Source organism: Pseudomonas sp. NPDC099000, from assembly GCF_044759925.1.
Lineage (GTDB): Bacteria > Pseudomonadota > Gammaproteobacteria > Pseudomonadales > Pseudomonadaceae > Aquipseudomonas.
Genome location: NZ_JBIWAF010000038.1, coordinates 11,368 through 38,237, shown reverse-complemented (window position 1 = coordinate 38,237; position 26,870 = coordinate 11,368). Strand labels below are relative to the sequence as shown.

Here is a 26,870-nt window from a genome sequence, read left to right as displayed (position 1 = left end):
CATGGTCGGCCCACAGGCCGCCAAGCCCAAACTGACAGCGCCGTCAGTTAGCAGTCACCTTCCTGACCAGCGAACAGGTTTATAAAGGAAGGTATAAACCTGACCCGACTCCCGACCATCTAGCCCGGCGCCCCACTCGCATGCGAATTCAGAAAAAAACCGCCTTGATCGCAGGTCTGCTGATTGCCCTGGCAGCGGGTGGCACGTGGTACGCCACCAAACCCGCCACCGCCAAACTCGCCGCGCCCACGGCAATCCCGGTTCGGGTGGTCAGCGTCACCGAAAAAGACGTCCCCCGCTATGTCAGCGGCATCGGCTCGGTCCTGTCCCTGCACAGCGTGGTGGTTCGCCCGCAAATCGACGGCATCCTCACCAAAATCCTGGTCAAAGAAGGCCAACTGGTGAAACAAGGCGACCTGCTCGCCACCATCGACGACCGCTCGATCCGCGCCAGCCTCGACCAGGCCCGGGCGCAACTCGGCGAAAGCCAGGCGCAACTGCAAGTCGCGCAGGTCAACCTCAAGCGCTACAAACTGCTGAGCGTCGACGACGGCGTATCGAAACAGACCTACGACCAGCAACAAGCCCTGGTCAACCAGCTCAAAGCCACCGCCCAAGGCAATCAAGCATCAATCGACGCCGCTCAGGTGCAGCTTTCCTACACACAGATTCGCTCCCCGGTCACCGGTCGCGTCGGTATTCGCACGGTGGACGAAGGCAACTTCCTGCGCATGACCGATGCCCAGGGCCTGTTCACCGTGACCCAGATCGACCCGATCGCCGTGGAGTTCTCCCTGCCGCAGCAAATGCTGCCGACCCTGCAAGGCCTGATCGGCGACCCCGAGCGCGCACAAGTGAAGGCCTACATCGGCGCCGACACCGATGGCGAAACCGGCAACCTGCTGGGCGAAGGCCACCTGACCCTGATCGACAACCAGATCAACGCCAACACCGGGACCATCCGCGCCAAGGCCGAATTCAACAACCCCGGGCAGAAACTCTGGCCGGGCTTGCTGGTGACGGTAAAGATTCAGACAGCCCTGGATAAAGATGCGCTGGTGGTCCCGCCCACCGTCGTACAGCGCGGCCTCGATCAACATTTCGTGTACCGGATCAACGGCGACAAAGTCGAAACCGTCACCGTACAAATGGTCTACCAAGGCAGCGGCCAGGACATCATCAAAGGCGTGAAACCGGGTGACGTGCTGGTCAGCGACGGCCAGTCACGGCTCAAACCCGGCTCGACCGTGCAGGTAATGACCGAGCCGCCGCAAGTGGTGCAATCGGAGTCGAAGCCATGAAGGGTCACGGTTCTGTCTCGGCCTGGTGCATCGATCACCCGGTGGCGACGATTCTGCTGACCTTTGCCCTGGTGTTGCTCGGCGTCATCGCCTTCCCGCGCCTGCCAATTGCGCCGCTGCCGGAAGCCGAATTCCCGACCATCCAGGTCGCCGCGCAACTGCCCGGCGCCAGCCCCGAAACGATGGCGTCATCGGTGGCCACGCCACTTGAAGTGCAATTCAGCGCCATCCCCGGCGTGACCCAGATGACCTCGAGCAGCGCCCTCGGCTCGACCAACCTGACCCTGCAATTCACCCTCGACAAAAGCATCGACACCGCCGCCCAGGAAGTGCAGGCCGCGATCAACACCGCCGCCGGTAAACTGCCCAAGGACATGCCGAACCTGCCGACGTGGCGCAAGGTCAACCCGGCCGACAGCCCGGTGCTGATTCTCAGCATCAACTCAAAATTGATGCCCGGTCCCGAACTCAGCGACCTGGTGGAAACCCTGCTCTCGCGTCAGATCAGCCAGATCGACGGTGTAGGCCAAATCAACATCACCGGTCAGCAACGTCCGGCGATCCGCGTTCAGGCTTCCGCCGACAAACTCGCGGCCATCGGCCTGACCCTGGCGGACATACGCCTGGCAATCCAGAACACCAGCCTCAACCTGGCCAAAGGTGCGTTGTACGGTGAGTCGAGCATTTCCACGCTGTCGACCAACGACCAGCTGTTCCATCCCGAGGAATACAGCCAACTCATCGTTTCCTACAAGGACGGTGCCCCGGTTCACCTCAAGGATGTCGCCAAAGTCGTCAATGGTTCGGAAGATGCCTACGTGCAAGCCTGGGCCGGTGACAAGCCGGGGGTGAACCTGGTGATTTCCCGGCAACCGGGCGCCAACATCGTCGAGACCGTGGATCGCATCCAGGCCGCCCTGCCCGGCCTCGAAGCCATGCTGCCGGCGTCGGTGCAGGTCAAGGTGCTGGTCGACCGCACCCAGACCATCCGCGCCTCGCTTCATGAAGTGGAAATCACCCTGCTGATCGCGATCATGCTGGTGGTGGCGGTGATGGCGCTGTTCCTGCGCCAATGGTCGGCGACCCTGATTGTGTCCGCCGTGCTGGGCGTGTCGCTGGTCGCCAGTTTCGCGCTGATGTACATCATGGGCTTCAGCCTGAACAACCTGACGCTGGTGGCGATCGTGGTGGCCGTGGGGTTTGTGGTCGACGATGCGATTGTGGTGGTGGAGAACATTCACCGTCACCTGGAGGCTGGCGACGGCATGCGCGAAGCCGCGATCAAGGGTGCCGGCGAGATCGGTTTTACCGTGGTCTCGATCAGCTTCTCGCTGGTGGCGGCGTTTATTCCGCTGCTGTTCATGGGAGGCGTGGTCGGGCGGCTGTTCAAGGAGTTCGCCCTGACCGCGACCTCGACCATTATGATTTCGGTGGTGGTGTCACTGACGCTGGCGCCAACCCTGGCCGCGCTGTTCATGCGCGCCCCAGTGCATAACGCCCACAGCAAACCCACCTTTGGCGAACGCTTGCTGGCAGGCTATGAAAAACTGCTGCGCCGCGCCCTCGCCCACCAGAAACTGATGATCGGTGTGTTCTGCCTATCGCTGGGCCTGGCTGTTGCCGGTTACATCTTTATCCCCAAGGGTTTCTTTCCGGTGCAGGACACCGGTTTTGTCCTCGGCACCACCGAAGCCGCCGCTGATATTTCCTACGGCGACATGGTGAAAAAACACCTGGCGATGGCCGAAATCGTCGCCGCGGATCCAGCGGTCGCGGCGTTTTCCCACTCGGTCGGCGTTTCGGGCAGTAACCAGACCATCGCCAACGGCCGCTTCTGGATTTCCCTGAAAAAACGCGGCGACCGCGACGTCTCGGCCAGCCAGTTCATCGACCGGATCCGTCCACAACTGATGAAAGTCCCGGGCATCGTGCTCTACCTGCGTGCAGGCCAAGATATCAACCTCAGCTCCGGCCCGAGCCGCGCGCAGTATCAATACGTGCTCAAGAGCAACGACGGCGCAACGCTTAGCACCTGGACCCAGCGCCTCACGGAAAAACTGCGCGCCAACCCGGCGTTCCGTGACATTTCCAACGACCTGCAACTGGGCGGCAGCATCACCCACATCAGCATCGACCGCAGCGCCGCCGCGCGTTTCGGCCTGACCGCCAGCGATGTCGATGAAGCGCTGTACGACGCCTTCGGCCAGCGCCAGATCAATGAATTCCAGACCCAGATCAACCAGTACAACGTGATTCTGGAACTGGACACCAAGCAACGCGGCAAGGCCGAAAGCCTCAACTATTTCTACCTGCGCTCACCGCTGAGCGGGGAGATGGTGCCGCTGTCGGCCCTGGCGAAATTCGATGCGCCGACGGTCGGCCCGTTGTCTATTGCCCACGACGGCATGTTCCCGGCTGCCAACTTGTCGTTCAACCTCGCGCCCGGTGTAGCACTGGGCGATGCGGTGATCATGCTCAACCAGGCCAAGGCCGACATCGGCATGCCGGCCGCCATGAGCGGCAACTTCCAGGGCGCCGCGCAAGCGTTCCAGAGTTCGCTGGCCAGCCAACCGTGGCTGATTCTGGCGGCGCTGGTGGCGGTGTACATCATTCTCGGCGTGCTCTACGAGAGCTTCGTCCATCCGCTGACCATCATCTCGACGCTGCCGTCAGCGGGGCTCGGTGCGGTGATCATGCTGTGGATTTGCGGCCAGGACTTTTCGATCATGGCGCTGATCGGGCTGGTGTTGCTGATCGGCATCGTGAAGAAGAACGGCATCCTGATGATCGACTTCGCCCTGGATGCCCAGCGCAATCGTGGCTTGCCGCCGGAAGAGGCGATTTACCAAGCCTGTATCACGCGGTTCCGGCCGATCATCATGACCACCCTCGCCGCCCTGCTCGGCGCACTGCCATTGATGCTCGGCTACGGCACCGGCGCCGAACTGCGTCAGCCATTGGGGATCGCGGTGGTCGGCGGCTTGCTCGTGAGCCAGGCGCTGACGCTGTTCACCACTCCGGTCATATACTTGTGGCTGGAGCGGCTTTTCCATAAGCCCAAACCCGCACCGATGCCGGCGCTGGCAACCACAGACTGAGGCGGGGTCATGCGCGTTCTGATTATCGAAGACGAAGAAAAAACCGCGGATTATCTGCACCGCGGCCTGACGGAACAGGGTTACACCGTGGACCTGGCGCGCAACGGCGTCGAAGGCCTGCACCTGGCGCTGGAAAGCGACTACGCGGTGATCGTCCTCGACGTCATGCTGCCGGGCCTCGACGGCTTCGGCGTATTGCGCGCGCTGCGTGCGCGCAAGCAAACCCCGGTGATCATGCTCACCGCCCGCGAGCGGGTGGAAGACCGCATCAAAGGCCTGCGCGACGGTGCCGACGATTACCTCGGCAAGCCGTTTTCCTTCCTTGAACTGGTGGCGCGCCTGCAAGCGTTGACCCGGCGCAGTGGCGGTCATGAGCCGGTGCAGGTGAGCATCGCCGACCTGTGGATAGATTTGATCAGCCGCAAGGCCACCCGCGCCGGCACCCGTCTGGACCTGACCGCCAAGGAGTTCTCGCTGCTCAGCGTGCTGGCCCGCCGGCAGGGTGAAATCCTCTCGAAAACGGCGATTGCCGAGATGGTCTGGGACATCAATTTCGACAGCGACGCCAACGTCGTCGAAGTCGCGATCAAACGCCTGCGGGCCAAGCTCGACGGGCCGTTCGACGAAAAACTGCTGCACACGATCCGTGGCATGGGTTATGTGCTGGAGAGCCGCAGTGTCCAGTAATTCGATTGCCCTGCGCCTGAGCGGAATGTTCACGCTGGTGGCGTTGCTGGTGTTTCTGTTGATCGGCTGGGCCTTGTACCAGCAGGTCGATAAAGGCTTGGGTCTGTTGCCCGAGGCTGAGCTGGATGCGCGCTACAGCGTGCTCGAATCCACGGTCGGGCGTTATGGCACGCCGGAGCATTGGGTGAAGATCAACAACAAGCTCAAGTTGCTCGGTGAAGAAGACAAGCGCATCAGTTTCTGGATCATCAGCGGCGATCCGCACTACGAATACGGCAACCTGACGCCGCAGATCCGCGCCTTTGCCGAAGGGCCGCTGGGGATGCGCGACATGACGTTGCCGGACCAGCCTTATCCGCTGAAAGTGCTGGTGAGCCAGTTCCCGGCCAAGGATCAACGTCCGCCGCTGCGTTTCATGATCGGCATCGATACCGAGACGTTTCTGCAGACTCAGCATCATTTGCTGATCGCGCTGATCAGCCTGGCGATCATCGGCGTTTTGCTGGCGTCGGCGCTGGGGTATTGGGTCGCGCGGATTGGCCTGAAGCCGTTGATCAAGTTGTCGCAGGAAGCCCAGCGACTGGCGCCGCCGTTGCGATCCGGGCGCTTGCGTTTATCGCGGTTGCCGCCGGAGCTCAATCAGTTCGTCAATTCGTTCAATTCCACGCTGGAGCGGGTCGAGCAGGCCTATTCGCGGCTTGAGTCGTTCAACGCCGACGTCGCACACGAACTGCGCTCGCCGCTGACCAACCTGATCGGCCAGACCCAGGTCGCGCTGACCCGTGGACGTTCGGCGGAACACTATTTCGAAGTGCTGCAATCGAACCTCGAAGAGCTGGAGCGGCTGCGGTCGATCATCAACGACATGCTATTTCTTGCCAGCGCGGATCAGGGCAGCAAGGCGACCAAACTGACCTCCACCTCGCTGGCCGATGAAGTGGCGACGACCCTGGAATATCTGGATTTCATTCTTGAAGATGCGCAGGTTCAGGTGCAGGTCAGTGGGGATGCGCAGGTGCGGATCGAGATTGCGCATCTGCGCCGGGCGTTGATCAATTTGCTGAGTAACGCGGTGCAACACACCGAGCCCGGGCAAGTGATTCAGGTGCGGATCGAGGTCGAGGACCATCAGGTCAGCATCGGCGTGGCCAACCCGGGATCACCGATCGCCAGCGAGCACCTGCCGCGGTTGTTCGAGCGCTTTTACCGCGTCGACGCATCGCGCAGTAACAGTGGCAACAACCACGGGTTAGGGCTGGCAATCGTCAAGGCGATCGCGCTGATGCATGGCGGCGATGTATTTGTGCGCAGTGATCACGGCATGAACACCTTCGGTATCCACCTCCCGGTCTGATCCCGCTAAACGATCGTTCCCACGCGGAGCATGGGAACGATCAGTGCGTGACTGTTGCTTTCAGCGCAACAGTCCTTTCATGAATCCGATCTTTTTCCCCTCTCCAATCCCCCTTATCGTTGCCGCACCAAACAGCACTTGCCAAGCAAGAAGGTTTTAAAGATGTCCAACACTATGGGTATTGCCAGCGCTTTCGTTTTGTCCTCTTTGTTCCTGTCTCCGTTCGCCCTGGCTGAAGAGTCGCAGACGTTCGTCGCGCAAAATGCCGCGCGCGCCGCAGCGTATGAAGATCATCAGAGCGAAATGACAGCCAAGGCCCAGGACGCTGCGCAAACCCCTCAAGCGTCAACATCTGCCACCCAGCCACGGGTTGAGAAAGACAGCTGATCCCGCGTAATCGCTCCATTTCCTCGACACTTTTCATTGGCTCTTCCCTTTGAAAAGTTGTCTTCAAAGCCGCTGCTATCAGCGGCTTTTTTATTGTGGATGGACAACGGTTCGTTACAGCTTCTGCAACGATTCCCGCCTACCCCCACGCCGTCGACGAATCCAGCCACGAAAGTCATGAATATAGGGTGTTCGTCGACTACTCACTGAATGTCTTCTAAACTTCATCGAACAAAAGGCCAGCACGTTTTTGCTGGCCTTCTTTTTATCCAGGATTTATACAGGCCGCTCTGGACGCAACCGGTTTCTGGAACTCTGCCCGATTCTTGCGAAAGCACTTTTATAACGCCTCATTAGCAGAAGTCAGAACCATGAGTGTGAGCAGCACAACATCTCAGCATCCGATCCGTTCGACCCGGTCGGAGCGGCTTCTGGTTCTCGGCAGTTTGCTGCTGGTAATCGCAATCCTGAGCATCGTCGCGTTCCTGCTGGTGCGCGAGCGTGCCAATGCAGAATTGTCTGCCACACGCTCAGCCTCTAACATCGTGCAATTGATCGACGCCGACGTGCTACGCAATGTCGAACTCTATGACCTGTCCTTGCTCGGCCTGATCGCGGCTTCACAGCGAGAAGACCTCAAGCACGTGTCCCCCGCCATCCGCCATCTGGCCTTGTTCGACCGCGCCACCGCTGCGCCGTACAAGGGCGACATTTTGTTGCTCGACAACAAGGGCGACGTGATCGCCGACTCAGCCTCGGTGGAGCCCAGAAAGGGCAACTTTGCCGATCGAGAGTATTTTCAGTCTCACGTGAATAATCGCGACCCCGGCATGTTCATCAGCCGTCCCTTCCGCTCCAGGCAGGCTGAACACGAATGGCGAATCAGCTTCAGTCGCCGGGTCAGCGGCTCGCAGGGCGAATTCCTCGGCGTGGCCGAAGCCGCCATGCGCTTGAGTTACTTCGATCAGTTGTTCAACAGCTTGAGTATCGGCAAGGACAGCTCGGTCAACCTGATCAGCTCGGACGGCATCCTGTTGGCCCAGGAACCTCGACTGGCCGAAGAGCTGATTGGCAAGGACTTCAGCAGCCGCCCCAACTTCCAGCGCATCGTCAAAGAAGGCAACGGCAGCTTCACCAGTGTTTCAAGCCGCTACCAGGACAAACGCCTGTACACGTTCTCCAAGGTGGGCAACTTGCCGTTGATCGTCATCGTTGCCCTCTCCAGCGATGAAGTGTTTGCATCGTGGAAGCGCACGGCGGTGGTGGTCAGCGTTGCGACCCTTGCGCTGTGCATCAGCCTGCTGTGGCTGACCTGGCTGTTCTGCCGGGAGTTGCGCCTGCGCCACAACGCCGAGCAAGAGTTGGCGCAACTGGCCGCCACCGATGCGTTGACAGGGCTGGCCAACCGCCGAACGCTGGATCAGGCCCTGCGCCATGAATGGTTTCGCGCCCAACGTTCCGGCATGCCTTTGTCGCTGTTGATGATTGATGCCGACCATTTCAAAGCGTTCAACGACCGCCATGGCCATCAGGCCGGCGACGAAGCGCTGCGCTCGCTGGCCAACGTCATCAGCGCCCACATCCGACGGCCGGCGGACCTGGCTGCCCGCTACGGCGGCGAGGAGTTTTCGGTGATCCTGGCGGAAACCGATAGCGCGGGTGCGCGGCAGATTGCCGAACACATCCGCAAGGCGGTTGAGCAGTTGCCATGGGTTGAGGGTGCCAATTCGCCGATGACTGTCAGTATCGGGATCAGCACCTGGACGACGTCGAACGATATCAGCCTGGAGAGTTTGCTGTTTGCGGCGGACAAGGCGCTGTATCAGGCCAAGGAAAAGGGGCGGAATCGGATTGTGGCTTCTGTCTGACGTTTGATCGTTCCCACGCTCTGCGTGGGAATGCCTCAACGGACGCTCTGCGTTCGGCTCTGAATGGGACGCGGAGCGTCCCGGGCTGCATTCCCACGCAGAGCGTGGGAACGATCGGCATAAAAAAAGGCCACCCGAAGGCAGCCTTTAAAAACTAGAGAGGTTTTTTACTTACACGGCCGCAACGGGACGCATGTAAGAGATCGGTGCAGTGCTGGCGTCTTCGAAAGTCACGACTTCCCAAGCATCTGTCTGCTCAATCAACTTGCGCAGCAGCTGGTTGTTCAATGCATGCCCGGACTTGAAGCCCTTGAACTCACCAATCAGGCTATTGCCCAGCAGGTAGAGGTCACCAATTGCATCGAGGATCTTGTGCTTCACGAATTCGTCTTCATAGCGAAGGCCGTCTTCGTTCAGTACACCATCCGCGTCGACCACAATAGCGTTTTCAACGCTGCCGCCGAGTGCGAGGTTGTGCTTGCGCAGGTACTCGATGTCACTCATGAAACCAAAGGTACGGGCGCGGCTGACTTCTTTTACGAACGAAGTGCTGGAAAAATCCACGCTTGCACTTTGTGTGCGGTTACGGAAAACCGGGTGATCGAAATCGATCTCGAAACTCACTTTGAAGCCTTCGAAAGGGACGAAAGTGGCGCGCTTGTCGCCGTCTTCCACTGTCACTTCCCGCAGGATCCGGATGAACTTCTTCGGTGCGTCCTGTTCTTCCAGGCCGGCCGATTGAATCAGGAATACGAAAGGTCCAGCGCTACCATCCATGATCGGGACTTCGGACGCGGAGAGCTCGACGTAGGCGTTATCGATGCCCAGGCCAGCCATGGCCGAGAGCAAGTGCTCCACCGTATCCACTTTGGTGTCACCACTGACCAATGTGGTCGACATCGTGGTTTCACCAACGTTTTCCGCGCGGGCAGGAATCTGCACCACAGGGTCGAGGTCGGCACGACAAAACACAATGCCGGTGTCGATAGGTGCGGGCTTGAGGGTCAGGTATACCTTCTCCCCGGAGTGCAGGCCTACACCTGTGGCACGGATAATATTTTTCAGTGTGCGTTGTTTAATCATGGCTTGGGCCGCTTCAGCGCAAATTGCGAACTGGTATCAACAAAGGCTGGCGATAATAGCAGACCAGACCTTTGCTGAACACCAATCACCTTCATAGCCCTGATACATTCCATCAATCAGCCTGACGACGCAGGAAAGCCGGGATGTCCAGGTAATCCAGATCATCTTGCGGATTCATCTTCGCGGCAGTCGCAGCACCGGCCTGAGCCTGGTTGCGCATGACGGTCGGACGGTCCAGATCACGGTAGTTTACCGCCGGTTGTTCCTGACGAGCGGGCGCCGATTGTTGCGGCTGGGAGGCCACGGAGGTGTGCATTGTGTTGTCGATGACCTTCACAGGCTTCTCGATTTTCGCGCCCAGACCGGTGGCAACCACAGTCACGTGCAGTTCGTCGCGCATGTCCGGATCGATAACGGTACCGACCTTGACCATGGCGTGCTCGGAAGCGAAAGCTTCGATGATGCTACCCACGTCGGAGTACTCACCCAGGGACAGGTCAGGACCGGCGGTGATGTTCACCAGGATGCCGCGTGCACCTTGCAGGTTCACGTCTTCCAGCAACGGGTTGCGAATGGCCGCTTCGGTGGCCTCACGTGCACGGTTCGGACCGCTGGCGCAGCCAGTGCCCATCATCGCCATGCCCATTTCGCTCATCACGGTGCGTACGTCGGCAAAGTCGACGTTGATCATGCCCGGACGCTTGATGATGTCGGAGATACCGCGAACGGCACCGGCCAGTACATCGTCGGCCTTGGCGAATGCGGACAGCAGGCTTGCGTCCTTGCCAAGGATGGTCAGCAGTTTCTCGTTGGGAATGGTGATCAACGAGTCGACGCTTTCAGACAGCAGACGGATACCTTCGTCGGCGATCTGCATACGCTTGCGGCCTTCGAACGGGAACGGACGAGTCACCACCGCAACGGTGAGAATCCCCATTTCCTTGGCCACTTCAGCAATGATCGGCGCAGCACCGGTACCGGTACCACCGCCCATGCCGGTGGTGATGAACACCATATTGGTGCCCTGCAGGACTTCGGCAATGCGCTCACGGTCTTCGAGAGCGGCCTGACGACCTACTTCAGGGTTGGCGCCGGCGCCCAGACCTTTGGTCACGCCGGTGCCCAGTTGCAGGATGGTCCGCGCGCCGATGGATTTCAGCGCCTGGGCATCAGTGTTGGCGCAGATGAATTCAACGCCTTCAATGTTGCTCTTGACCATGTGGTTGACAGCGTTGCCGCCGCCTCCGCCAACACCGATAACTTTGATTACCGGGCTTGCGGGGATGTTGTCTACGAGTTCGAACATTTTCCCTCTCCTTTCATTTCTCTAGTTTTTTCGCCTACTGCCTGTATCTACAACGGTGCTGCGGTAAATCTTTAGAAGTTGCCTTGTACCCAGCTCTTGATGCGATCGAGCAAGGCGGCTTTCGGTTCTTCATTGCTGTAGCTGTCGCGGCTGCTGATGCCCGAGAACGAAATCCCGTCGGACTGCTTTTGCAGGCCGTACATCAGCAGGCCAACGCCGGTGGAATAAATCGGGTTACGGACCACGTCGTCCAGGCCCTTGACGCCATGGGGCACGCCCAGGCGGACCGGCATGTGGAAGATTTCTTCGGCCAGTTCGACCGCGCCTTCCATTTTCGAGGTACCGCCGGTCAGCACGATGCCGGCCGGGATCAGGTCTTCGTAGCCACTGCGGCGCAGTTCGGCCTGGATCAGCGTGAACAGCTCGTCGTAACGCGGCTCGACCACTTCGGCCAGGGCCTGACGGGACAGCTCGCGCGGTGGACGGTCGCCAACGCTTGGCACCTTGATGGTTTCACCGGCACCGGCCAGCTTGGCCAGGGCGCAGGCGTAGCGAATCTTGATTTCTTCGGCGTACTGGGTCGGGGTGCGCAACGCCATGGCGATGTCGTTGGTCACCTGGTCGCCCGCAATCGGGATCACCGCGGTGTGACGGATCGCGCCTTCGGTGAAGATCGCGATGTCGGTGGTGCCGCCGCCAATGTCCACCAGGCACACGCCCAGCTCTTTCTCGTCATCGGTCAGGACCGAATAGGCCGAAGCCAGTTGCTCGAGAATGATGTCGTCGATTTCCAGACCACAGCGACGCACGCATTTTTCAATGTTCTGTGCAGCGTTGACGGCGCAGGTGACCACGTGAACCTTGGCTTCCAGACGCACGCCCGACATGCCCAGCGGCTCACGGACGCCTTCCTGGTTATCGATCACGTAATCCTGCGGCAAGGTGTGCAGCACGCGCTGGTCAGCCGGGATCGCCACGGCCTGGGCGGCGTCGAGGACACGCTCAAGGTCGGCGGAGCTGACTTCGCGATCACGAATAGCCACGATGCCGTGGGAGTTCAGGCTGCGGATGTGATTGCCGGCCACGCCGACGAACGCCGAGTGGATCCGGCAACCGGCCATCAGCTGCGCTTCTTCGATCGCGCGCTGGATCGATTGCACGGTGGACTCGATGTTCACCACCACGCCTTTCTTCAGGCCACGGGACGGATGAGTGCCGATCCCGACGATTTCGAGCGTGCCGTCGTCCGAGACCTCGCCGACCAGCGCCACCACCTTGGAGGTGCCGATATCGAGACCGACGATCATTTTGCCGCTTTGCACGTTTGCCATGGGTCCTGCCTCTTCTTAATTCTTCGCGACAGCGGGTTGGGCTGTCGTGGGCGCTACAGGTTCCCGCCAGCCAACAGCGAGGCCGTTGGCGTAGCGCAGATCGATGCGCGCAATGTTCGTAATCTGTTCTTTAAGCGTCTTGTCGTAGATGGCAATGAAGCGGCGCATCTTTTCCACCAGCTTGCCGCGTCCCAGCAGCAGTTCGATCCCCGGGCCCGCGCTGCCGGCGCCGGTGGTCAGGAACCAGCTGCCTCGTTCACGCAACTCCAGGCGTGCAATCGAGAAGCCCATCGGCCTGAGCATCTGGCTCAGCACCTGGTATTGCTGCATCACTTGCTGTTGCGCCCGTTGTGGGCCGAACAGCTGTGGCAAGTGTTCGTAATTGGCCAGCTCACGCGGGGTGAACGCCTGGCCCTGGTTGTTCAACAGCGATTCATCGCCCCAACGGGCCACCGGCAATTGCTCTTCCAGGCGGATCACCACTTGATCCGGCCACACCCTGCGCACTTCGGCGTGGGCAATCCATGGCATCGTTTCAAGTTCGGTGCGCATGCTCGCAAGATCGATGGTGAAGAAGCTCGACGCCACGTACGGGGCGATTCGCTGCTGCACCGCTTGCTGGCTGATGTAACTCAAGTCGCCCTGCACCGCGATTTTGCTGATCGGCCGGTCGGCGTAGGGCAGCAACCGCTGCGCGCCTTCGTAAGTGCCGAAGCCCAGTGCGACCAACAGCAACGGCCAGAACAACGCTTTGATAAAACCAAAATTGGCTTTCGGCAGGCGCGCAGACATCGGCTCTTTGGCCACCATTCGGCTGGCACCCCGCGGCACCGGCTTGCGGCCGGGCGGTGCGGGAGGCTGATGTCTCAGCGATGCGCCTTGCATGGTCTTAACCTCGCGCCTCGTTATGGCCGGCAACGCTTGCCGCCAGAATCGCCAGAACCAGTTGCTGGAAATCCAGGCCGGCAGCACGGGCCGCCATCGGCACCAGGCTGTGATCGGTCATGCCCGGAGCGGTGTTGACTTCGAGGAACCAGAACTGCCCGTCGGCGTCCTGCATCACGTCTGCCCTGCCCCAACCGGCGATACCCAGCGCCTCACAGGCTTTCGCCGTGAGGTCCATCAGTTCTTTTTCCTTGGTGCTGTCCAGGCCACACGGGATCCGGTACTGGGTATCGGAAGCCACGTACTTGGCGTCGTAGTCGTAGAAGCTGTGCGTCGTGCCCAAGGCAATTGGAGGCAACACCTGGTCACGCAGGGTGGCAATGGTGAACTCCGGACCTTGAATCCATTGCTCGACCAACACTTGCGAATCGTAGGTACTGGCCGCTTTCCAGGCGTCGATCAACTCCGACGCGGACGTCACTTTGGCCATCCCGATACTTGAACCTTCATGGGCCGGTTTGACGATCAAAGGGAAGCCCAGTTCCGTCGCTGCCGAAATACAATCAGCCTCGGAGCTCAGTACCGCGTGACGTGGCGTCGGGATGCCGAGGCTGTGCCAGACCTGTTTGGTCCGCAGCTTGTCCATGGCCAGTGCGGAAGCAAGAATGCCGCTGCCGGTGTACGGAATGCCCAGGCATTCGAGCAGGCCCTGCATGCTGCCGTCTTCACCGCCACGACCGTGGAGGATGACGAAGGCGCGGTCGATCTTTTCGTTCAGCAAACGTTGCAGAAGGTCATCGCCCACATCGAGGCCGAACGCATCCACACCGGCGCTCAGCAGTGCGTCGAGTACAGCGTTGCCCGACTTCAGGGACACTTCACGCTCGGCACTCTTGCCGCCGAACAGAACGGCGACGCGGCCGAAGTCTTTCGGCGCAATCGTGGAGACGAGGTTGGCGTAAGCAGCAGTCATTTCAACTTCCCCGCAGTCGGCGCGGCAACAGCACCCGCGAATAGCGGACTGGCCAACAGTTTCGGGGCGAGACCACCGATATCACCGGCACCCTGGCACAGCAGGATGTCGCCGGCACGCAGCAGCGGCTTGACCAGCGGTGCGAGGTCGACACCACGTTCGATGTAGATCGGGTCGAGCTGACCGCGCTGACGAATGCTGTTGCACAACTTGCGGCTGTCCGCGCCCGGGATCGGTTCTTCACCGGCCGGGTAGACTTCCATCAGCAGCAAAACGTTGGCATCGGCCAGTACATTGACGAAATCGTCGTAGAGGTCGCGGGTGCGGCTGTAACGGTGCGGCTGGTAAACCATCACCAGACGGCGCTCCGGCCAGCCACCGCGCACGGCCTGGATCACGGCCGCGACTTCGGTCGGGTGGTGACCGTAGTCGTCGACCAGCATGACGTTGCCGCCGTCGACCGGCAGTTCGCCATAGACCTGGAAGCGTCGACCGACACCCTGGAAGCCGGACAGGCCCTGGACGATGGCTTCATCGCTGACGCCCTCGTCGGTGGCGATGCAGATGGTCGCCAGCGCGTTCAATACGTTGTGATTGCCCGGCATGTTCACCGAGACATCCAATGGCTCGCGATCAGGGCGCAGCACAGTGAAGAAGGTCTGCATGCCTTGCTGACGCACATTGATGGCGCGCACGTCGCAGTCATCGCCGAAGCCGTAAGTGACGGTTGGGCGTTTCACCAGCGGCAGGATTTCACGCACCACCGGATCGTCCAGGCACACCACCGCCAGACCGTAGAACGGCAGGTTGTGGAGGAACTCGACGAAGGTTTTCTTCAGTTTGTTGAAGTCACCGTCATAGGTCGCCATGTGGTCGGCGTCGATGTTGGTGACCACGGCCACCAGCGGCTGCAAGTGCAGGAAACTGGCGTCGCTTTCGTCGGCTTCGGCGATCAGGTAGCGGCTGGTGCCGAGCTGGGCATTGGTGCCCGCGGCATTCAGGCGGCCACCGATCACGAACGTCGGGTCCAGGCCACCGGCCGCGAACACCGAAGCGATCAGGCTGGTGGTGGTGGTTTTGCCGTGCGTACCGGCGACGGCGATGCCGTGGCGATAGCGCATCAGCTCGGCCAGCATTTCGGCACGCGGCACCACAGGGATGCGGCGTTCCAGCGCAGTGGCGACTTCCGGGTTGGACGTATTCACGGCGCTCGACACCACCAGCACATCAGCGGCAGCAGCGTTTTCGGCACGGTGACCGATAAAGATTTGCGCGCCGAAGGACTCGAGGCGCTCGGTCACCGGCGAGGCTTTCAGGTCGGAACCGGACACTTCATAGCCCAGGTTCAGCAGCACTTCGGCGATGCCGCACATGCCTACGCCGCCAATGCCGACGAAGTGGATGCGACGGATGCGGCGCATTTCCGGTTGCGGCATGGCTTTCTGTTTCTCAACCATGGGCCACCTCCAGACAGGTATCGACCACGTTACGGGTTGCATCGGGTTTGGCCAGGCGGCGTGCCGCGGTGGCCATGTCGTTGAGTCGTTGTGGTTGCATCAGGACCTCTGTCAGGCGTGCGGCAAGATCCGCTGCGCCAGTCGTTCTTTGCGGCATCAGGAAGGCAGCGCCTTCACGGGCCAAATAATCGGCGTTGCGGGTCTGGTGATCGTCGATCGCGTGGGGCAAAGGCACCAGCATCGAGGGCAGACCGGCGGCAGCCAGTTCACTGATGGTCAATGCGCCTGCGCGGCACACCACCAGGTCGGCCCAGCCATAGGCTTGGGCCATGTCTTTGATGAAAGGCTGCACTTGCGCCTCGACGCCAGCCGCGCGATAGCGCTCTGCAGTCACTTCATCGTGGTTTTTGCCGGCCTGATGAAACACTTCCGGGCGCAGGTCGGGGGCGACTTGCGACAAGGCTTCAGGCAGCAACTTGTTCAACGGCTCTGCGCCCAGGCTTCCGCCCAGGATCAGCAAACGCGCCTTGCGACCGGCCAGGGCAGGTCGCTGTGTTTCGAGGAACAGTTCGGTGCGCACCGGGTTACCGGTGGTCCGACGGCTGTCCGACAGGGTAAAGGTGTCGGGGAACGCTTCACAGACTCGGGCGGCCAACGGCACCAGCAACCGATTGGCGGTACCGGCCACGGCGTTCTGCTCATGAACGATCACCGGCACGCCGGCCAGTTTGGCTGCAACGCCGCCGGGGCCGGTCACATAACCACCGAAGCCGACCACGCACACCGGCCGCAGCTGACGAATGATTGACCGCGCCTGCCAGACGGATTTGAGCACCATGAACGGGGCCTTGAGCAGGGACAATTTGCCCTTGCCGCGTAGACCGGTGGCGTTGATCCGGTGCAGCTCGATACCGGCCATCGGCACCAGGTCGTTCTCGATCCCGCGCGGCGTCCCGAGCCAGTGCACGGTGTAACCGCGGGCCTGGAATTCGCGCGCGCACGCCAGCGCCGGGAACACGTGGCCACCGGTGCCGCCCGCCATGATCAAGACGTTAGCGCCCATGGGTCGGCTCCTCGGCGAAGTCGCTCTCATGGAACTCCATCTCCTCGCTGCCCAAGTGGGTTCGACTCTCCCACTCGATGCGCAGCAACAAACCGAGACAGGCACCGCAGATCACCAGCGAACTGCCGCCATAACTGAGGAACGGCAGGGTCAGGCCTTTGGTCGGCAGCAGGCCGACGTTCACCCCGATATTGATCAGGAACTGGCCGATCCACAGGAACGACAGGCCGTAAGCGATGTAGGCGGCGAAGAATTGCTTGGCCTTCTCGGCCCAATAACCGATGTACATGCCACGCACGCAAACAAAGACGAACAACGCCACCGTGAACAAGGAACCCACGGCACCCAGTTCTTCGGCCAGGACCGAGAACACGAAGTCGGTGTGGGCTTCCGGCAGGTAGAACTGTTTCTGCACGCTGTTGCCCAGGCCAACGCCCAGCCATTCGCCGCGACCGAACGCGATCAATGCCTGCGACAACTGATAGCCTGCACCGAACTGGTCAGCCCATGGATCGGCAAAGTTGGTCAGGCGCGCCATTCGATACGGCTGCACTTGAATCAACAGCACCACCGCCCCGACCGCCAGGACCACCATCAAGGAAAAACGGAACAGCCCGACCCCGCCGAGGAACAGCATCGCCGCCGCCGCGCCCATCATGACAACGGTGGCGCCAAAGTCCGGCTCCATCAGCAACAGACCGGCCATTGGCAGCAGAACGATGAACGGCTTGAAGAAACCCATCCAGCTTTCCCGCACTTCTTTCTGGCGACGCACCAGATAACCGGCGAGGTAGATCACCACAAACACCTTGGCGATCTCGGACGGCTGGACGTTGAAGAAACTGAAGCCGATCCAGCGCATCGAACCGTTCACTTCACGGCCGATCCCCGGGATGATCACCATCACCAGCAAACCGAATGCACCAATCAGCATCAGCCAGCCAAGGCGTTGCCAGGTGGCGATCGGAATCATCAAGGTGACGATACCGGCACCCAGGCCCAGCACGATGTAGATCAGGTGACGAATCATGTAGTACAGGGCACTGCCCGACTGCACGGCCGCCACTTCGGTCGAGGCCGAGGCAATCATCACCAGCCCGAGACCGATCAAGGCCAGGCAACCGGCAAGCATCGGGAAGTCGAGGTCGATCCCGCGCCCGGTAATGATCGGCGACGGATAAGGCTTGATGATGTTCATCAGGCTCATGCCAGTTCCTCCACAGCGCGGACGAACTGATGACCACGGTCTTCGTAATTCTTGAACATGTCGAAACTGGCGCAGGCAGGCGACAGCAGCACGGCGTCGCCTGGCTCGGCGACGGTGCGGCATTGCGCAACCGCTTCATCCAGCGAACTGACGCGAATCAGCGGCACGGCATCGCCGATGGCTTGGCCGATCAAGTCGGAGTCCCGGCCCATCAGCACCACGGCGCGGCAGTTGACCGCCACCGGGTCACGCAAATCCTTGAATTCGGCACCCTTGCCGTCGCCACCGGCGATCAGCACGAGTTTGCCGTCGATGTCCGCGCCCAGGCCTTCGATGGCCGCCAGTGCGGCGCCGACGTTGGTGGCTTTGGAATCGTTGTAATAGCTCACACCGTCCAGATCACGGACCCACTGGCAGCGATGCTCCAACCCGGCGAAGGTGCGCAGGCTCGAGAGCATGGCGTCGAACGGCAGGCCGACAGCATGGCCCAGGGCCAAGGCCGCCAAGGCGTTGGACTGGTTGTGGGCGCCACGAATTTTCAACTCGCGCACCGGCATCAGGTTCTGGAATTCGAAGGCCAGGTACTTCTCGCCGTCTTCTTCGCGGATACCGAAAGCCTTGAAATCGGGCTTGCTCAAACCGAAGGTCCAGCACGGCTGGCCCTCGCCCATCAATGGACGGCTCAAGGCATCCTGACGGTTGACCACAAACTGCTTGGCACCGCGGAAGATCCGGTGCTTGGCCAGGTGATAGGCCGGCAGACCGCTGTAGCGGTCCATGTGGTCTTCGCTGACGTTAAGCACGGTCGCCACTTCGGCGTTGAGTTGATCGGTGGTTTCGAGCTGGAAGCTCGACAGTTCCATCACGTACAACTCGATGTCGTCGCTGAGCAAATCCAGCGCCGGCGTACCGAGGTTGCCACCGACAGCGACACGCTTGCCCGCCGCCACCGCCATCTCGCCGACCAGGGTGGTGACGGTGCTTTTCGCGTTGGAACCGCTGATGGCGACAATCGGCGCCTTCGCGTTACGCGCGAACAGCTCGATGTCGCCGGACAATTTCACGCCACGGGCGGCGGCGGCCTGCAGGGCCGGGGTCGCCAGCGCCAGGCCGGGGCTCACGTAGAGCTCGTCGGCACGGCACAGGAATTCGACGTCCAGCTCGCCACAACGCACTTCCACGTGCGGATAGTCACGCGTGAGCGTGGCCAGTTCCGGTGGATTTTCCCGCGTATCGGCCACAGCAAACGACGTGCCCCGGTTCGCCAGGAAGCGAACCAGGGACATGCCGCTCTTGCCGAGGCCGACAACGATGCGGAAGTGGTCAGAAGCGATCAGAGACACTCGTTCTACCTCAGCTTCAGGGTGGCAAGGCCGACCAATACGAGAATCACGGTGATGATCCAGAAACGGACGATCACACGCGGCTCGGGCCAGCCCTTGAGTTCAAAGTGGTGGTGAATCGGTGCCATGCGGAACACACGGCGACCGGTCAGCTTGAAAGAAGCAACCTGGATAACCACGGACAGGGTCTCCATCACGAACACGCCGCCCATGATGAACAGGACGATTTCCTGACGGACGATCACCGCGATGGTGCCAAGAGCTGCGCCCAGCGCTAGTGCGCCGACGTCGCCCATGAAGACTTGCGCCGGATAGGTGTTGAACCAGAGGAAACCCAGGCCCGCACCGATCAAGGCACCGCAGAACACGATCAACTCACCGGCGCCCGGTACGTAAGGGATCAGCAGGTATTCAGCGAATTTCACGTTACCGGACAGGTAGCAGAAGATACCAAGGCCGCCACCGACCATCACGGTCGGCATGATCGCCAGGCCGTCGAGGCCATCGGTCAGGTTGACCGCATTGCTCGAGCCGACGATCACGAAATAGGTCAAGACGACGAAGCCTATGCCCAGCGGAATGCTGTAGTCCTTGAGCATCGGCAGGATCAGGGTGGTTTCCACCGGCGTTGCAGCGGTCATATAAAGGAAGATCGCCGCGCCCAGGCCGAACACCGACTGCCAGAAATATTTCCAGCGGCTCGGCAAGCCACGGGAGTTTTTCTCGATCACTTTGCGGTAGTCGTCGACCCAGCCGATAGCTCCGAACAGCAACGTCACCAGCAACACGGTCCAGACGTAACGGTTGCTCAGGTCAGCCCACAGCAAGGTACTGACACCGATGGACGAAAGGATCAGTGCGCCGCCCATGGTCGGGGTGCCCGACTTGGACAGGTGCGATTGTGGACCGTCGTTGCGAACGGATTGACCGATCTGACGGTTCTGCAACGTGCGGATCATCCACGGGCCATAGCACAGCGACAAAACCAGCGCGGTCAGCACACCGAGGATCCCGCGCAGGGTCAGGTACTGAAAGACCGCGAAGCCTTTGTAGAACTGTTGCAGATACTCCGCTAGCAGCAGCAGCATTAATGTTTCTCCAGGCTGGACCCGCACAAAGCGGCGACGACGTTTTCCATCGCAGCGCTGCGCGAACCCTTGATCAAAATGGTGGTGTTTGTGTCTTGCTCGGCGCCCAGGGCCTTGATCAGCTCAGCCTGAGTGCTGAAGTGAAAGGCCTGGGGACCGAAAGCGTTCACGGCCTGAGCCATCAGTGGCCCGACGGCGTAAAGCGCGGAAACCTTGCCGCGGGCGTACTCGCCCACATCGCGGTGCCCCTGCTCCGCCCAATCGCCCAATTCGCCGATATCTCCGAGCACCAGAACGGTGCGGCCGGAAAAGCCGGCGAGTATATCAACGGCGGCGCACATGGAGGTGGGGTTCGCGTTGTACGTGTCATCGATCACGCGCATGCCATTGCTGGCCAGTTGGGCGACGGTGCGGCCCTTGACCGGTTGCACCGCGCCGAGGCCGGTGGCGATGCCGAACAGCGACACGCCCAAGGCATGCGCGGCAGCGGCGGCGGCCATGGCATTGGCGACGTTATGGGTGCCGAGCAGGTTCAGTTGAACGCGCTCCACACCTTCAGGACTGTGCAGATTGAAAGCCGGGCAACCGCGCGCATCGCGATCCAGGTCCCTGGCGTAGAAGTCGGCGCTTGGGTTGTTCAGGGCGAAAGTCAGCACTTTGCGACCGGCCGCACGGGCCTTCCAGATGCCGAACGCCTTGTCGTCAAGATTGAGCACGGCGACGCCATCGGCGTCCAGCCCTTCAATAATCTCGCCCTTGGCTTCAACGATTTTTTCCGGCCCGCCGAACTCGCCGACGTGGGCGGTCCCGGCGTTGTTGAGCACGGCCACGTGCGGCTTGGTCATGCCGACGGTGTAGGCAATTTCGCCGAGACGCGAAGCACCGAGCTCGATCACGGCGGAGGTATGTTCCGGCGCGAGTTCGAGCAGGGTCAGCGGCACGCCGAGGTCGTTGTTCAGGTTGCCACGGGTCGCCATTACCGGACCGCGCGTGCGCAGGATGCTGGCGAGCATTTCCTTGACCGTGGTTTTACCGCTGGAACCGGTGATCGCGGCGACAGGGTTGGTAAACGCCGCACGGTTCATCGCGCCCAGTTGGCCCAACGCCTGGCGGGTGTCCTTGACCAGTAATTGCGGCAGCGCGCTGTCGGCGACTTCGCGCTCGACCAGTGCGGCGACCGCGCCTTTGCTGGCAACGTCGTTCAAATAGTCATGACCGTCGAAACGCGGACCGGTCAGGGCAATAAACAGCTGACCCGGTTTGATTGCGCGGCTGTCGATGCTGACACCATCGAACGTGGCATCGGCCGAGATCAATTGTGCATTCAGTGCGCCGGCCAGCTCGCTCAGTTTCAAGGCTTTAAGCATGCGCCACCTCCCATGCGGTCAAGGCGTGATCGGCCTCGACCAGATCGGAGAACGCGTGACGCTCGCCGTTGATTTCCTGATAGTCCTCGTGACCTTTACCGGCCAGGACAATCACGTCATCCGCCGAAGCGCTGGCGATCAACTGGGCAATCGCCTGACCACGGCCAGCGACGAAAGTGACTTTATCCACTGCGGTGAAACCGGCACGAATGTCATCGAATATCAGTGAAGGATCTTCGGTGCGAGGGTTGTCATCGGTGACCAGCACGCCGTCGGCCAGACGCTCGACCACTTCGGCCATCAGCGGACGCTTGCCGCGATCGCGATCACCGCCGCAACCAAACAGGCACAACAAACGGCCTTTGGCGTGTGGACGCAGGGCCATCAAGACTTTTTCCAGCGCATCCGGCGTGTGGGCGTAATCGACCACCACCAGCGGCTGAGTGCCGCCGCCGAGACGTTGCATACGACCAGCCGGACCTTCGAGTTTCGGCAGCACCTTGAGGATTTCGTCCAGCGCGTAGTCCAGGCCGAGCAAAGCGCCGACCGCGGCCAGCACGTTGCTCAGGTTGAAGCGGCCGAGCAAGGTGCTGCGCAAATGGTGTTCGCCCTGGGGCGTGACCAGCGTGGCGCGCACGCCTTCGTCGTCGAACTGCGCTTCACGGCAATACAGGTAGGCGCTGGCATCTTCGAGGCTGTAGGTGATCAGGCGCGATTCACGTTTGTCCGCAGCCAGTTGGCGGCCGAACTCGTCGTCGAGATTGATCACCCGGCACTTCAAATCGTTCCAGGCAAACAGCTTGGCCTTGGCTTCGCCGTAGGCTTGCATGGTGCCGTGGTAATCGAGGTGATCGCGGGACAGGTTGGTCATTACCGCCACATCGAACGCCAGGGCGCTCACGCGGCCTTGATCCAGGCCGTGGGAAGACACTTCCATGGCGACCGCTTTGGCACCGGCCTTTTTCAGGTCGGCCAAGGTCGCTTGCACGGCGATCGGATTCGGCGTGGTGTGCAGGCCGCTTTCCAGCGCGCCGTAGAAACCGGTGCCCAGGGTGCCGACAATGCCGCAATGTTGGCCGAGCAAATCCAGAGCTTGCGCAACCAATTGCGTAACGCTGGTTTTGCCGTTGGTGCCGGTCACGCCGACCAGGTTCAGGTGCCGGCTCGGGTCGCCATAAAAGCGACCGGCGATGTCCGACAACTGCGCCGCCAGGCCTTTGACCGGAATCAACGGCACGTCGGTGATCGGCAACACGGTAGCGCCTTCGACTTCGTAAGCCACGGCAGCAGCACCGCGCTGCAGGGCATCGGCGATGTGCGCGCGACCGTCGACCTTGCCGCCAGGAACAGCGAGAAACAGATCACCAGCCCGCACGTTGCGGCTGTCCAGGGTCAGCTCGCGGATCAACAGATCGCGGCCGGCGTGAGCGAAAATCTTGTTCAGGCTCAAAGACATTAGCCGCGCCCTCCATTGGCTTTCAGTGGAACGACAGGTGTGGCGTTAGCGGTTTGCGTCGGTGGCAGGTTGTCCGGGGTGATGTTCATCAGGCGCAGCGTCCCGGACATCACTTTGCTGAACACTGGCGCCGAGACCAGACCACCGAAGTAGCCGGCCTTGGTCGGTTCATCGATCACCACCACGATTGCGTAACGCGGATCGCTCATCGGGCCGAAGCCAGCGAACAGTGAGCGGTAGGAATTCTCGGCGTAGCCTTTGGTGCCGACCGACGTTTTACGCGCGGTACCCGACTTGCCGCCCACGTGATACGCCGGCACTTGCGCACGGAATACACCGCGCGGGGCTTCGATCACTTGTTGCAGCATGGTTTGCATGGTTTTCGCGACAGCTTCCGGCAATACCTGTGTGGTTTGCGGCGCCTTGTCGGTTTTGATCAGGGTCAGCGGCGCGAGGCGACCGTTATTGGCCAGGGCCGAGAAGGCGTGGACCAACTGGATCGCGGTCACGGAAATACCGTAGCCGTAGGACAGCGTGGCGGTTTCAGCCTTGCGCCATTCGCGGTAGTTCGGCAGGTTGCCGACGCGCTCGCCCGGGAAGCCGAGACCGGTGTCCTGGCCGAGGCCGACTTTCTGCGCGAGGCGGAAAATGGTTTCGCCACCGATATCGAACGCGACCTTACTCATGCCGACGTTACTGGAATTGATCAGAATGCCGGTCAGGTCGAGCACCGGGCCTTCGGACTTGGAAACGTCCTTGATCGTGTATTTACCAATCTGCAAGGTGCCCGGGTATACCTCGACGGTGTCGCTCGGTTTCCAGCGCCCGGTTTCGATCGCGGCGCTCATGGAGATGGCTTTCATGGTCGAACCCGGTTCGAACACGTCGATCATGGCGCGGTTGCGCATCATCGCCGGTTGCAGGTTGCGACGGTTGTTCGGGTTGTAGGTCGGCTGGTTGACCATGGCGAGGATCTCGCCGGTCTTCACATCCATGATCACCAGGCTGCCGGCCTTGGCGCCGTTCTCAATGATCGCGTTACGCAGCTCGCGGTTGGCCAGGTATTGCAGACGCAGGTCAATGGACAACGCCAAGGGCTTGCCGGCCTTGGCGTTTTTGGTGACCTGGACATCCTTGATAAGTCGGCCACGCCGATCCTTGATGACCTGTCGCTTGCCGGCGACCCCGGCCAGCCATTCGTCGTAGGCCAGTTCGACCCCTTCACGACCGTGGTCATCGATGTCGGTAAAGCCGACCATGTGCGCGGTGACCTCACCGGCCGGGTAGAACCGCCGGAACTCTTCAATGCCGTAGACACCCGGCACTTTCAGGTCGAGCACGGACTGGCCCTGCTCGGGGGTCAGCCCGCGCACCAGGTAGATGAATTCTTTATTGGCCTGGGCTTCGAGGCGCTCGGCCAGGGCTTTAGGGTCTTGGCCCAGCGCGGCTGCCAAGGCCGGCCATTTTTCTTTGGCCAGTTGCATTTCCTTGGCATTCGCCCACAACGTGGTGACCGGGGTACTCACGGCCAACGGCTCGCCGTTACGGTCGGTGATCAGACCACGGTGAGCCGGAATCGGAATGTGACGAACGCTGCGCGCATCGCCCTGACCTTTAAGGAAGGCACGGTCGACGACTTGCAGGTCGATGATGCGCCAGCAAATCGCCGCGACCATGACGCCGAGCAAGCCCAGCACCAGGCGGAAACGCCATGGAAACAGTGCGCCTTCGAGTTTCATCATGGCGCCACCATCTGCACTTCAGCGGCGCCGGGAATGCGCATCTTCAGTTGCTCGGTGGCCAGGACTTCGATACGGCTGTGGGCGGTCCAGGTGCTCTGCTCGAGAATCAACCGGCCCCACTCCGCTTGCGCCTTGTCGCGCACGCTCAACTCGGCGAACAGCGAGTTCAGCAACTGACGGTTCCAGTGGGCGCTGTACGACACGCCGATGGCCGACACGAGCACGCCAATAAACAGCAGCAGCATGAAAAAGCTTCCGCCAGGAAGAGGCTTGGCGAAAAGCTTGCTCACCGCAGCTTCTCCGCGACGCGCATGACGGCGCTCCGGGAGCGTGGGTTGGCTTTGAGTTCGGCCTCGGAGGCGGACTGCGCTTTGCCATGGATTTTGATGATCGGTTCGAAAGCGACGTGACGGACCGGCAGGTTGCGCGGCAGGTTGTCGGCTTCGCCTTTTACCAGTTTGCGCATGAACAGTTTGACGATGCGGTCTTCCAGCGAGTGGAAGCTGATGACCACCAGACGGCCACCGACTTCCAGGCATTCCAGCGCGCCTTCGAGGCCGGCTTCCAGATCACCCAGTTCGTTGTTGACGTGAATACGCAAGCCCTGGAACGCACGGGTCGCGGGGTTTTTACCCTTTTCCCATGCAGGGTTGGCGACTTTCAGGACTTCAGCCAGGTCGGCAGTGCGCTCGAACGGCTTGATGTCGCGGCGCTCGGCCACGGCGCGGGCCATGCGGCCGGAGAAACGCTCTTCGCCGTATTCTTTGAATACCCGGGCGATTTCTTCCACTGGCGCGGTGTTGACGAATTCGGCAGCGCTGATCCCGCGGGACGGGTCCATGCGCATGTCCAGCGGGCCATCATTGAGGAAACTGAAGCCGCGTTCAGGGTCGTCGAGCTGTGGCGAAGACACGCCCAGGTCGAGCAAAACGCCGCTGACCTTGCCGTGCAGACCGCGTTCGGTCACTTCCGAACCGAGCTCGGCAAAGCTGCGTTGCACAACGACAAAGCGGCCGTCTTCGGCCGCTAGCGTTTGCCCGGTGGCAATCGCTTGAGGATCTTTGTCGAATCCGAGGACCCGACCATCGGGACCGAGCTGGCTCAGGATCAACCGACTGTGCCCGCCGCGTCCGAATGTGCCGTCCAGATAGCAGCCATCAGGACGTACGGCGAGAGCCTCCACGGCTTCGTCAAGCAGTACGGTGATGTGGTTAAAGCCGCTATCAATAGTCACAGGATCAAATCACGCAGTTCATCAGGCATGGCGCCCGGTTGTTGAATAGCAGCCAGGTCAGCGGCAGAAACCGCATCCCAGGCATCCTCGTCCCACAATTGGAACTTGTTCAGTTGGCCTACCAACATCGCGCGTTTATCCAACTTGGCATATTCACGAAGACGCGGCGGAACCAGAAAACGACCACTGCCATCGAGCTCGAGGTCGACGGCATTACCAATCAGTAAACGTTGCAGGCGGCGGTTCTCTTCGCGAAGCGAAGGCAGTGCGCGCAGTTTGGTTTCGATAATTTCCCACTCATCGAGGGGGTAAACACACAAACACGGATCAACGGCATCAATTGTGACGATCATCTGACCGGAACTACGCGAAACGAGCTCGTCACGGTACCGGCTCGGCATGGCGAGACGGCCCTTTGCATCGAGACTTATAGCGTTAGCTCCGCGAAACACGTCAGCGTTTCTCCAAATATTAGCGTTTTGAGCTCAAAAAACCCACTTCATGCCACTTTCCGCCACTTGCGCACACTATAGGAATGCGGCCACCGCACCGTCAAGGCGCGGATTAAAGGAAAACCCTTACAGAACTGAGATTTAGGAGGGTAAACAGAGGTGCAACGAGAATCTGACGTGTGATTTTG

The 26,870-nt window shown here is 60.8% G+C and carries 22 protein-coding genes; 6 read left to right on the top strand and 16 right to left on the bottom strand.

Annotation, left to right across the window (positions count from 1 at the left end):
- Nucleotides 1–140 precede the first annotated feature (140 nt).
- From ACIQV9_RS26790 to ACIQV9_RS26765, 6 genes are all read left to right on the top strand, one after another.
- Nucleotides 141–1,301, top strand: a complete 1,161-nt coding sequence (locus ACIQV9_RS26790) for an efflux RND transporter periplasmic adaptor subunit (protein WP_403107827.1) — start codon at nucleotides 141–143, stop codon at nucleotides 1,299–1,301.
- The gene (locus tag ACIQV9_RS26785; protein WP_403107825.1) at nucleotides 1,298–4,399 is read left to right on the top strand and encodes a multidrug efflux RND transporter permease subunit; all 3,102 of its coding nucleotides are present in this window, start codon (nucleotides 1,298–1,300) and stop codon (nucleotides 4,397–4,399) included. Before ACIQV9_RS26790 ends, ACIQV9_RS26785 begins: the two co-directional genes overlap by 4 nt.
- Nucleotides 4,400–4,408: 9 nt before the next feature.
- Entirely contained in the window at nucleotides 4,409–5,086 is a 678-nt protein-coding gene (locus tag ACIQV9_RS26780; protein WP_403107823.1) for a heavy metal response regulator transcription factor, read from the top strand.
- On the top strand, nucleotides 5,076–6,440 hold the full coding sequence (locus tag ACIQV9_RS26775) for a heavy metal sensor histidine kinase (RefSeq protein WP_403107821.1): 1,365 nt from the start codon (nucleotides 5,076–5,078) through the stop codon (nucleotides 6,438–6,440). Before ACIQV9_RS26780 ends, ACIQV9_RS26775 begins: the two co-directional genes overlap by 11 nt.
- Before the next feature lie 162 nt (nucleotides 6,441–6,602).
- The gene (locus tag ACIQV9_RS26770; protein WP_403107820.1) at nucleotides 6,603–6,827 is read left to right on the top strand and encodes a hypothetical protein; all 225 of its coding nucleotides are present in this window, start codon (nucleotides 6,603–6,605) and stop codon (nucleotides 6,825–6,827) included.
- Nucleotides 6,828–7,198: 371 nt separating this feature from the next.
- A complete protein-coding gene (locus ACIQV9_RS26765; protein WP_403107818.1) occupies nucleotides 7,199–8,695 on the top strand; it encodes a diguanylate cyclase in 1,497 nt (498 codons plus the stop codon).
- Between the two features lie 171 nt (nucleotides 8,696–8,866).
- On the opposite strand, the gene lpxC is transcribed toward ACIQV9_RS26765, so the two are convergent.
- The 16 genes from lpxC to mraZ form a co-directional block, all read right to left on the bottom strand.
- Nucleotides 8,867–9,778, bottom strand: a complete 912-nt coding sequence (gene lpxC / locus ACIQV9_RS26760; protein ID WP_017340679.1) for a UDP-3-O-acyl-N-acetylglucosamine deacetylase — start codon at nucleotides 9,776–9,778, stop codon at nucleotides 8,867–8,869.
- A 112-nt stretch (nucleotides 9,779–9,890) separates the two neighbouring features.
- Entirely contained in the window at nucleotides 9,891–11,084 is a 1,194-nt protein-coding gene (gene ftsZ, locus ACIQV9_RS26755; RefSeq protein ID WP_403107815.1) for a cell division protein FtsZ, read from the bottom strand.
- A 71-nt stretch (nucleotides 11,085–11,155) separates the two neighbouring features.
- Nucleotides 11,156–12,415 carry a cell division protein FtsA gene (gene ftsA, locus ACIQV9_RS26750; RefSeq protein ID WP_008147519.1) on the bottom strand — a complete coding sequence of 420 codons (1,260 nt, stop codon included), beginning with the start codon at nucleotides 12,413–12,415 and terminating at the stop codon, nucleotides 11,156–11,158.
- 15 nt (nucleotides 12,416–12,430) lie between these two features.
- On the bottom strand, nucleotides 12,431–13,300 hold the full coding sequence (locus ACIQV9_RS26745; protein ID WP_403107813.1) for a cell division protein FtsQ/DivIB: 870 nt from the start codon (nucleotides 13,298–13,300) through the stop codon (nucleotides 12,431–12,433).
- A 4-nt stretch (nucleotides 13,301–13,304) separates the two neighbouring features.
- On the bottom strand, nucleotides 13,305–14,273 hold the full coding sequence (locus ACIQV9_RS26740) for a D-alanine--D-alanine ligase (protein WP_403107811.1): 969 nt from the start codon (nucleotides 14,271–14,273) through the stop codon (nucleotides 13,305–13,307).
- Complete coding sequence (murC, locus tag ACIQV9_RS26735) at nucleotides 14,270–15,730, bottom strand: UDP-N-acetylmuramate--L-alanine ligase (RefSeq protein WP_403107809.1); 1,461 nt, start codon at nucleotides 15,728–15,730, stop codon at nucleotides 14,270–14,272. The genes ACIQV9_RS26740 and murC overlap by 4 nt, the downstream gene beginning before the upstream one ends.
- Nucleotides 15,723–16,793, bottom strand: a complete 1,071-nt coding sequence (murG, locus tag ACIQV9_RS26730) for an undecaprenyldiphospho-muramoylpentapeptide beta-N-acetylglucosaminyltransferase (protein WP_403107807.1) — start codon at nucleotides 16,791–16,793, stop codon at nucleotides 15,723–15,725. Before murG ends, murC begins: the two co-directional genes overlap by 8 nt.
- Nucleotides 16,783–18,000 (bottom strand): putative lipid II flippase FtsW, encoded by a 1,218-nt coding sequence (ftsW, locus tag ACIQV9_RS26725; protein ID WP_403107805.1) that lies wholly within the window; start codon nucleotides 17,998–18,000, stop codon nucleotides 16,783–16,785. Before ftsW ends, murG begins: the two co-directional genes overlap by 11 nt.
- Nucleotides 17,997–19,343 (bottom strand): UDP-N-acetylmuramoyl-L-alanine--D-glutamate ligase, encoded by a 1,347-nt coding sequence (gene murD / locus ACIQV9_RS26720; protein ID WP_403107803.1) that lies wholly within the window; start codon nucleotides 19,341–19,343, stop codon nucleotides 17,997–17,999. The genes ftsW and murD overlap by 4 nt, the downstream gene beginning before the upstream one ends.
- A 5-nt stretch (nucleotides 19,344–19,348) precedes the next feature.
- Nucleotides 19,349–20,431 carry a phospho-N-acetylmuramoyl-pentapeptide-transferase gene (gene mraY / locus ACIQV9_RS26715; RefSeq protein WP_403107801.1) on the bottom strand — a complete coding sequence of 361 codons (1,083 nt, stop codon included), beginning with the start codon at nucleotides 20,429–20,431 and terminating at the stop codon, nucleotides 19,349–19,351.
- Nucleotides 20,431–21,798 (bottom strand): UDP-N-acetylmuramoyl-tripeptide--D-alanyl-D-alanine ligase, encoded by a 1,368-nt coding sequence (murF, locus tag ACIQV9_RS26710; RefSeq protein WP_403107799.1) that lies wholly within the window; start codon nucleotides 21,796–21,798, stop codon nucleotides 20,431–20,433. The genes mraY and murF overlap by 1 nt, the downstream gene beginning before the upstream one ends.
- Entirely contained in the window at nucleotides 21,791–23,254 is a 1,464-nt protein-coding gene (locus ACIQV9_RS26705) for a UDP-N-acetylmuramoyl-L-alanyl-D-glutamate--2,6-diaminopimelate ligase (protein WP_403107797.1), read from the bottom strand. The genes murF and ACIQV9_RS26705 overlap by 8 nt, the downstream gene beginning before the upstream one ends.
- Nucleotides 23,254–24,993, bottom strand: coding sequence for a peptidoglycan D,D-transpeptidase FtsI family protein (locus tag ACIQV9_RS26700; protein WP_403107839.1), 1,740 nt, complete (start codon nucleotides 24,991–24,993; stop codon nucleotides 23,254–23,256). The genes ACIQV9_RS26705 and ACIQV9_RS26700 overlap by 1 nt, the downstream gene beginning before the upstream one ends.
- Nucleotides 24,993–25,286 carry a cell division protein FtsL gene (ftsL, locus tag ACIQV9_RS26695; RefSeq protein WP_403107795.1) on the bottom strand — a complete coding sequence of 98 codons (294 nt, stop codon included), beginning with the start codon at nucleotides 25,284–25,286 and terminating at the stop codon, nucleotides 24,993–24,995. The genes ACIQV9_RS26700 and ftsL overlap by 1 nt, the downstream gene beginning before the upstream one ends.
- Nucleotides 25,283–26,230 carry a 16S rRNA (cytosine(1402)-N(4))-methyltransferase RsmH gene (gene rsmH, locus ACIQV9_RS26690; protein WP_403107793.1) on the bottom strand — a complete coding sequence of 316 codons (948 nt, stop codon included), beginning with the start codon at nucleotides 26,228–26,230 and terminating at the stop codon, nucleotides 25,283–25,285. Before rsmH ends, ftsL begins: the two co-directional genes overlap by 4 nt.
- On the bottom strand, nucleotides 26,227–26,682 hold the full coding sequence (gene mraZ, locus ACIQV9_RS26685) for a division/cell wall cluster transcriptional repressor MraZ (RefSeq protein ID WP_403107792.1): 456 nt from the start codon (nucleotides 26,680–26,682) through the stop codon (nucleotides 26,227–26,229). The genes rsmH and mraZ overlap by 4 nt, the downstream gene beginning before the upstream one ends.
- Nucleotides 26,683–26,870 lie beyond the last annotated feature (188 nt).

Bases quoted from the DNA above. Each gene is read 5' to 3' on its own strand.
- ACIQV9_RS26790 (WP_403107827.1), top strand. From the start codon at position 141: ATGCGAATTCAGAAAAAAACCGCCTTGATCGCAGGTCTGCTGATTGCC.
- ACIQV9_RS26785 (WP_403107825.1), top strand. From the start codon at position 1,298: ATGAAGGGTCACGGTTCTGTCTCGGCCTGGTGCATCGATCACCCGGTG.
- ACIQV9_RS26780 (WP_403107823.1), top strand. From the start codon at position 4,409: ATGCGCGTTCTGATTATCGAAGACGAAGAAAAAACCGCGGATTATCTG.
- ACIQV9_RS26770 (WP_403107820.1), top strand. From the start codon at position 6,603: ATGTCCAACACTATGGGTATTGCCAGCGCTTTCGTTTTGTCCTCTTTG.
- ACIQV9_RS26765 (WP_403107818.1), top strand. From the start codon at position 7,199: ATGAGTGTGAGCAGCACAACATCTCAGCATCCGATCCGTTCGACCCGG.
- lpxC (WP_017340679.1), bottom strand. From the start codon at position 9,778: ATGATTAAACAACGCACACTGAAAAATATTATCCGTGCCACAGGTGTA.
- ftsZ (WP_403107815.1), bottom strand. From the start codon at position 11,084: ATGTTCGAACTCGTAGACAACATCCCCGCAAGCCCGGTAATCAAAGTT.
- ftsA (WP_008147519.1), bottom strand. From the start codon at position 12,415: ATGGCAAACGTGCAAAGCGGCAAAATGATCGTCGGTCTCGATATCGGC.
- ACIQV9_RS26745 (WP_403107813.1), bottom strand. From the start codon at position 13,300: ATGCAAGGCGCATCGCTGAGACATCAGCCTCCCGCACCGCCCGGCCGC.
- ACIQV9_RS26740 (WP_403107811.1), bottom strand. From the start codon at position 14,273: ATGACTGCTGCTTACGCCAACCTCGTCTCCACGATTGCGCCGAAAGAC.
- murC (WP_403107809.1), bottom strand. From the start codon at position 15,730: ATGGTTGAGAAACAGAAAGCCATGCCGCAACCGGAAATGCGCCGCATC.
- murG (WP_403107807.1), bottom strand. From the start codon at position 16,793: ATGGGCGCTAACGTCTTGATCATGGCGGGCGGCACCGGTGGCCACGTG.
- ftsW (WP_403107805.1), bottom strand. From the start codon at position 18,000: ATGAGCCTGATGAACATCATCAAGCCTTATCCGTCGCCGATCATTACC.
- mraY (WP_403107801.1), bottom strand. From the start codon at position 20,431: ATGCTGCTGCTGCTAGCGGAGTATCTGCAACAGTTCTACAAAGGCTTC.
- murF (WP_403107799.1), bottom strand. From the start codon at position 21,798: ATGCTTAAAGCCTTGAAACTGAGCGAGCTGGCCGGCGCACTGAATGCA.
- ACIQV9_RS26705 (WP_403107797.1), bottom strand. From the start codon at position 23,254: ATGTCTTTGAGCCTGAACAAGATTTTCGCTCACGCCGGCCGCGATCTG.
- ACIQV9_RS26700 (WP_403107839.1), bottom strand. From the start codon at position 24,993: ATGAAACTCGAAGGCGCACTGTTTCCATGGCGTTTCCGCCTGGTGCTG.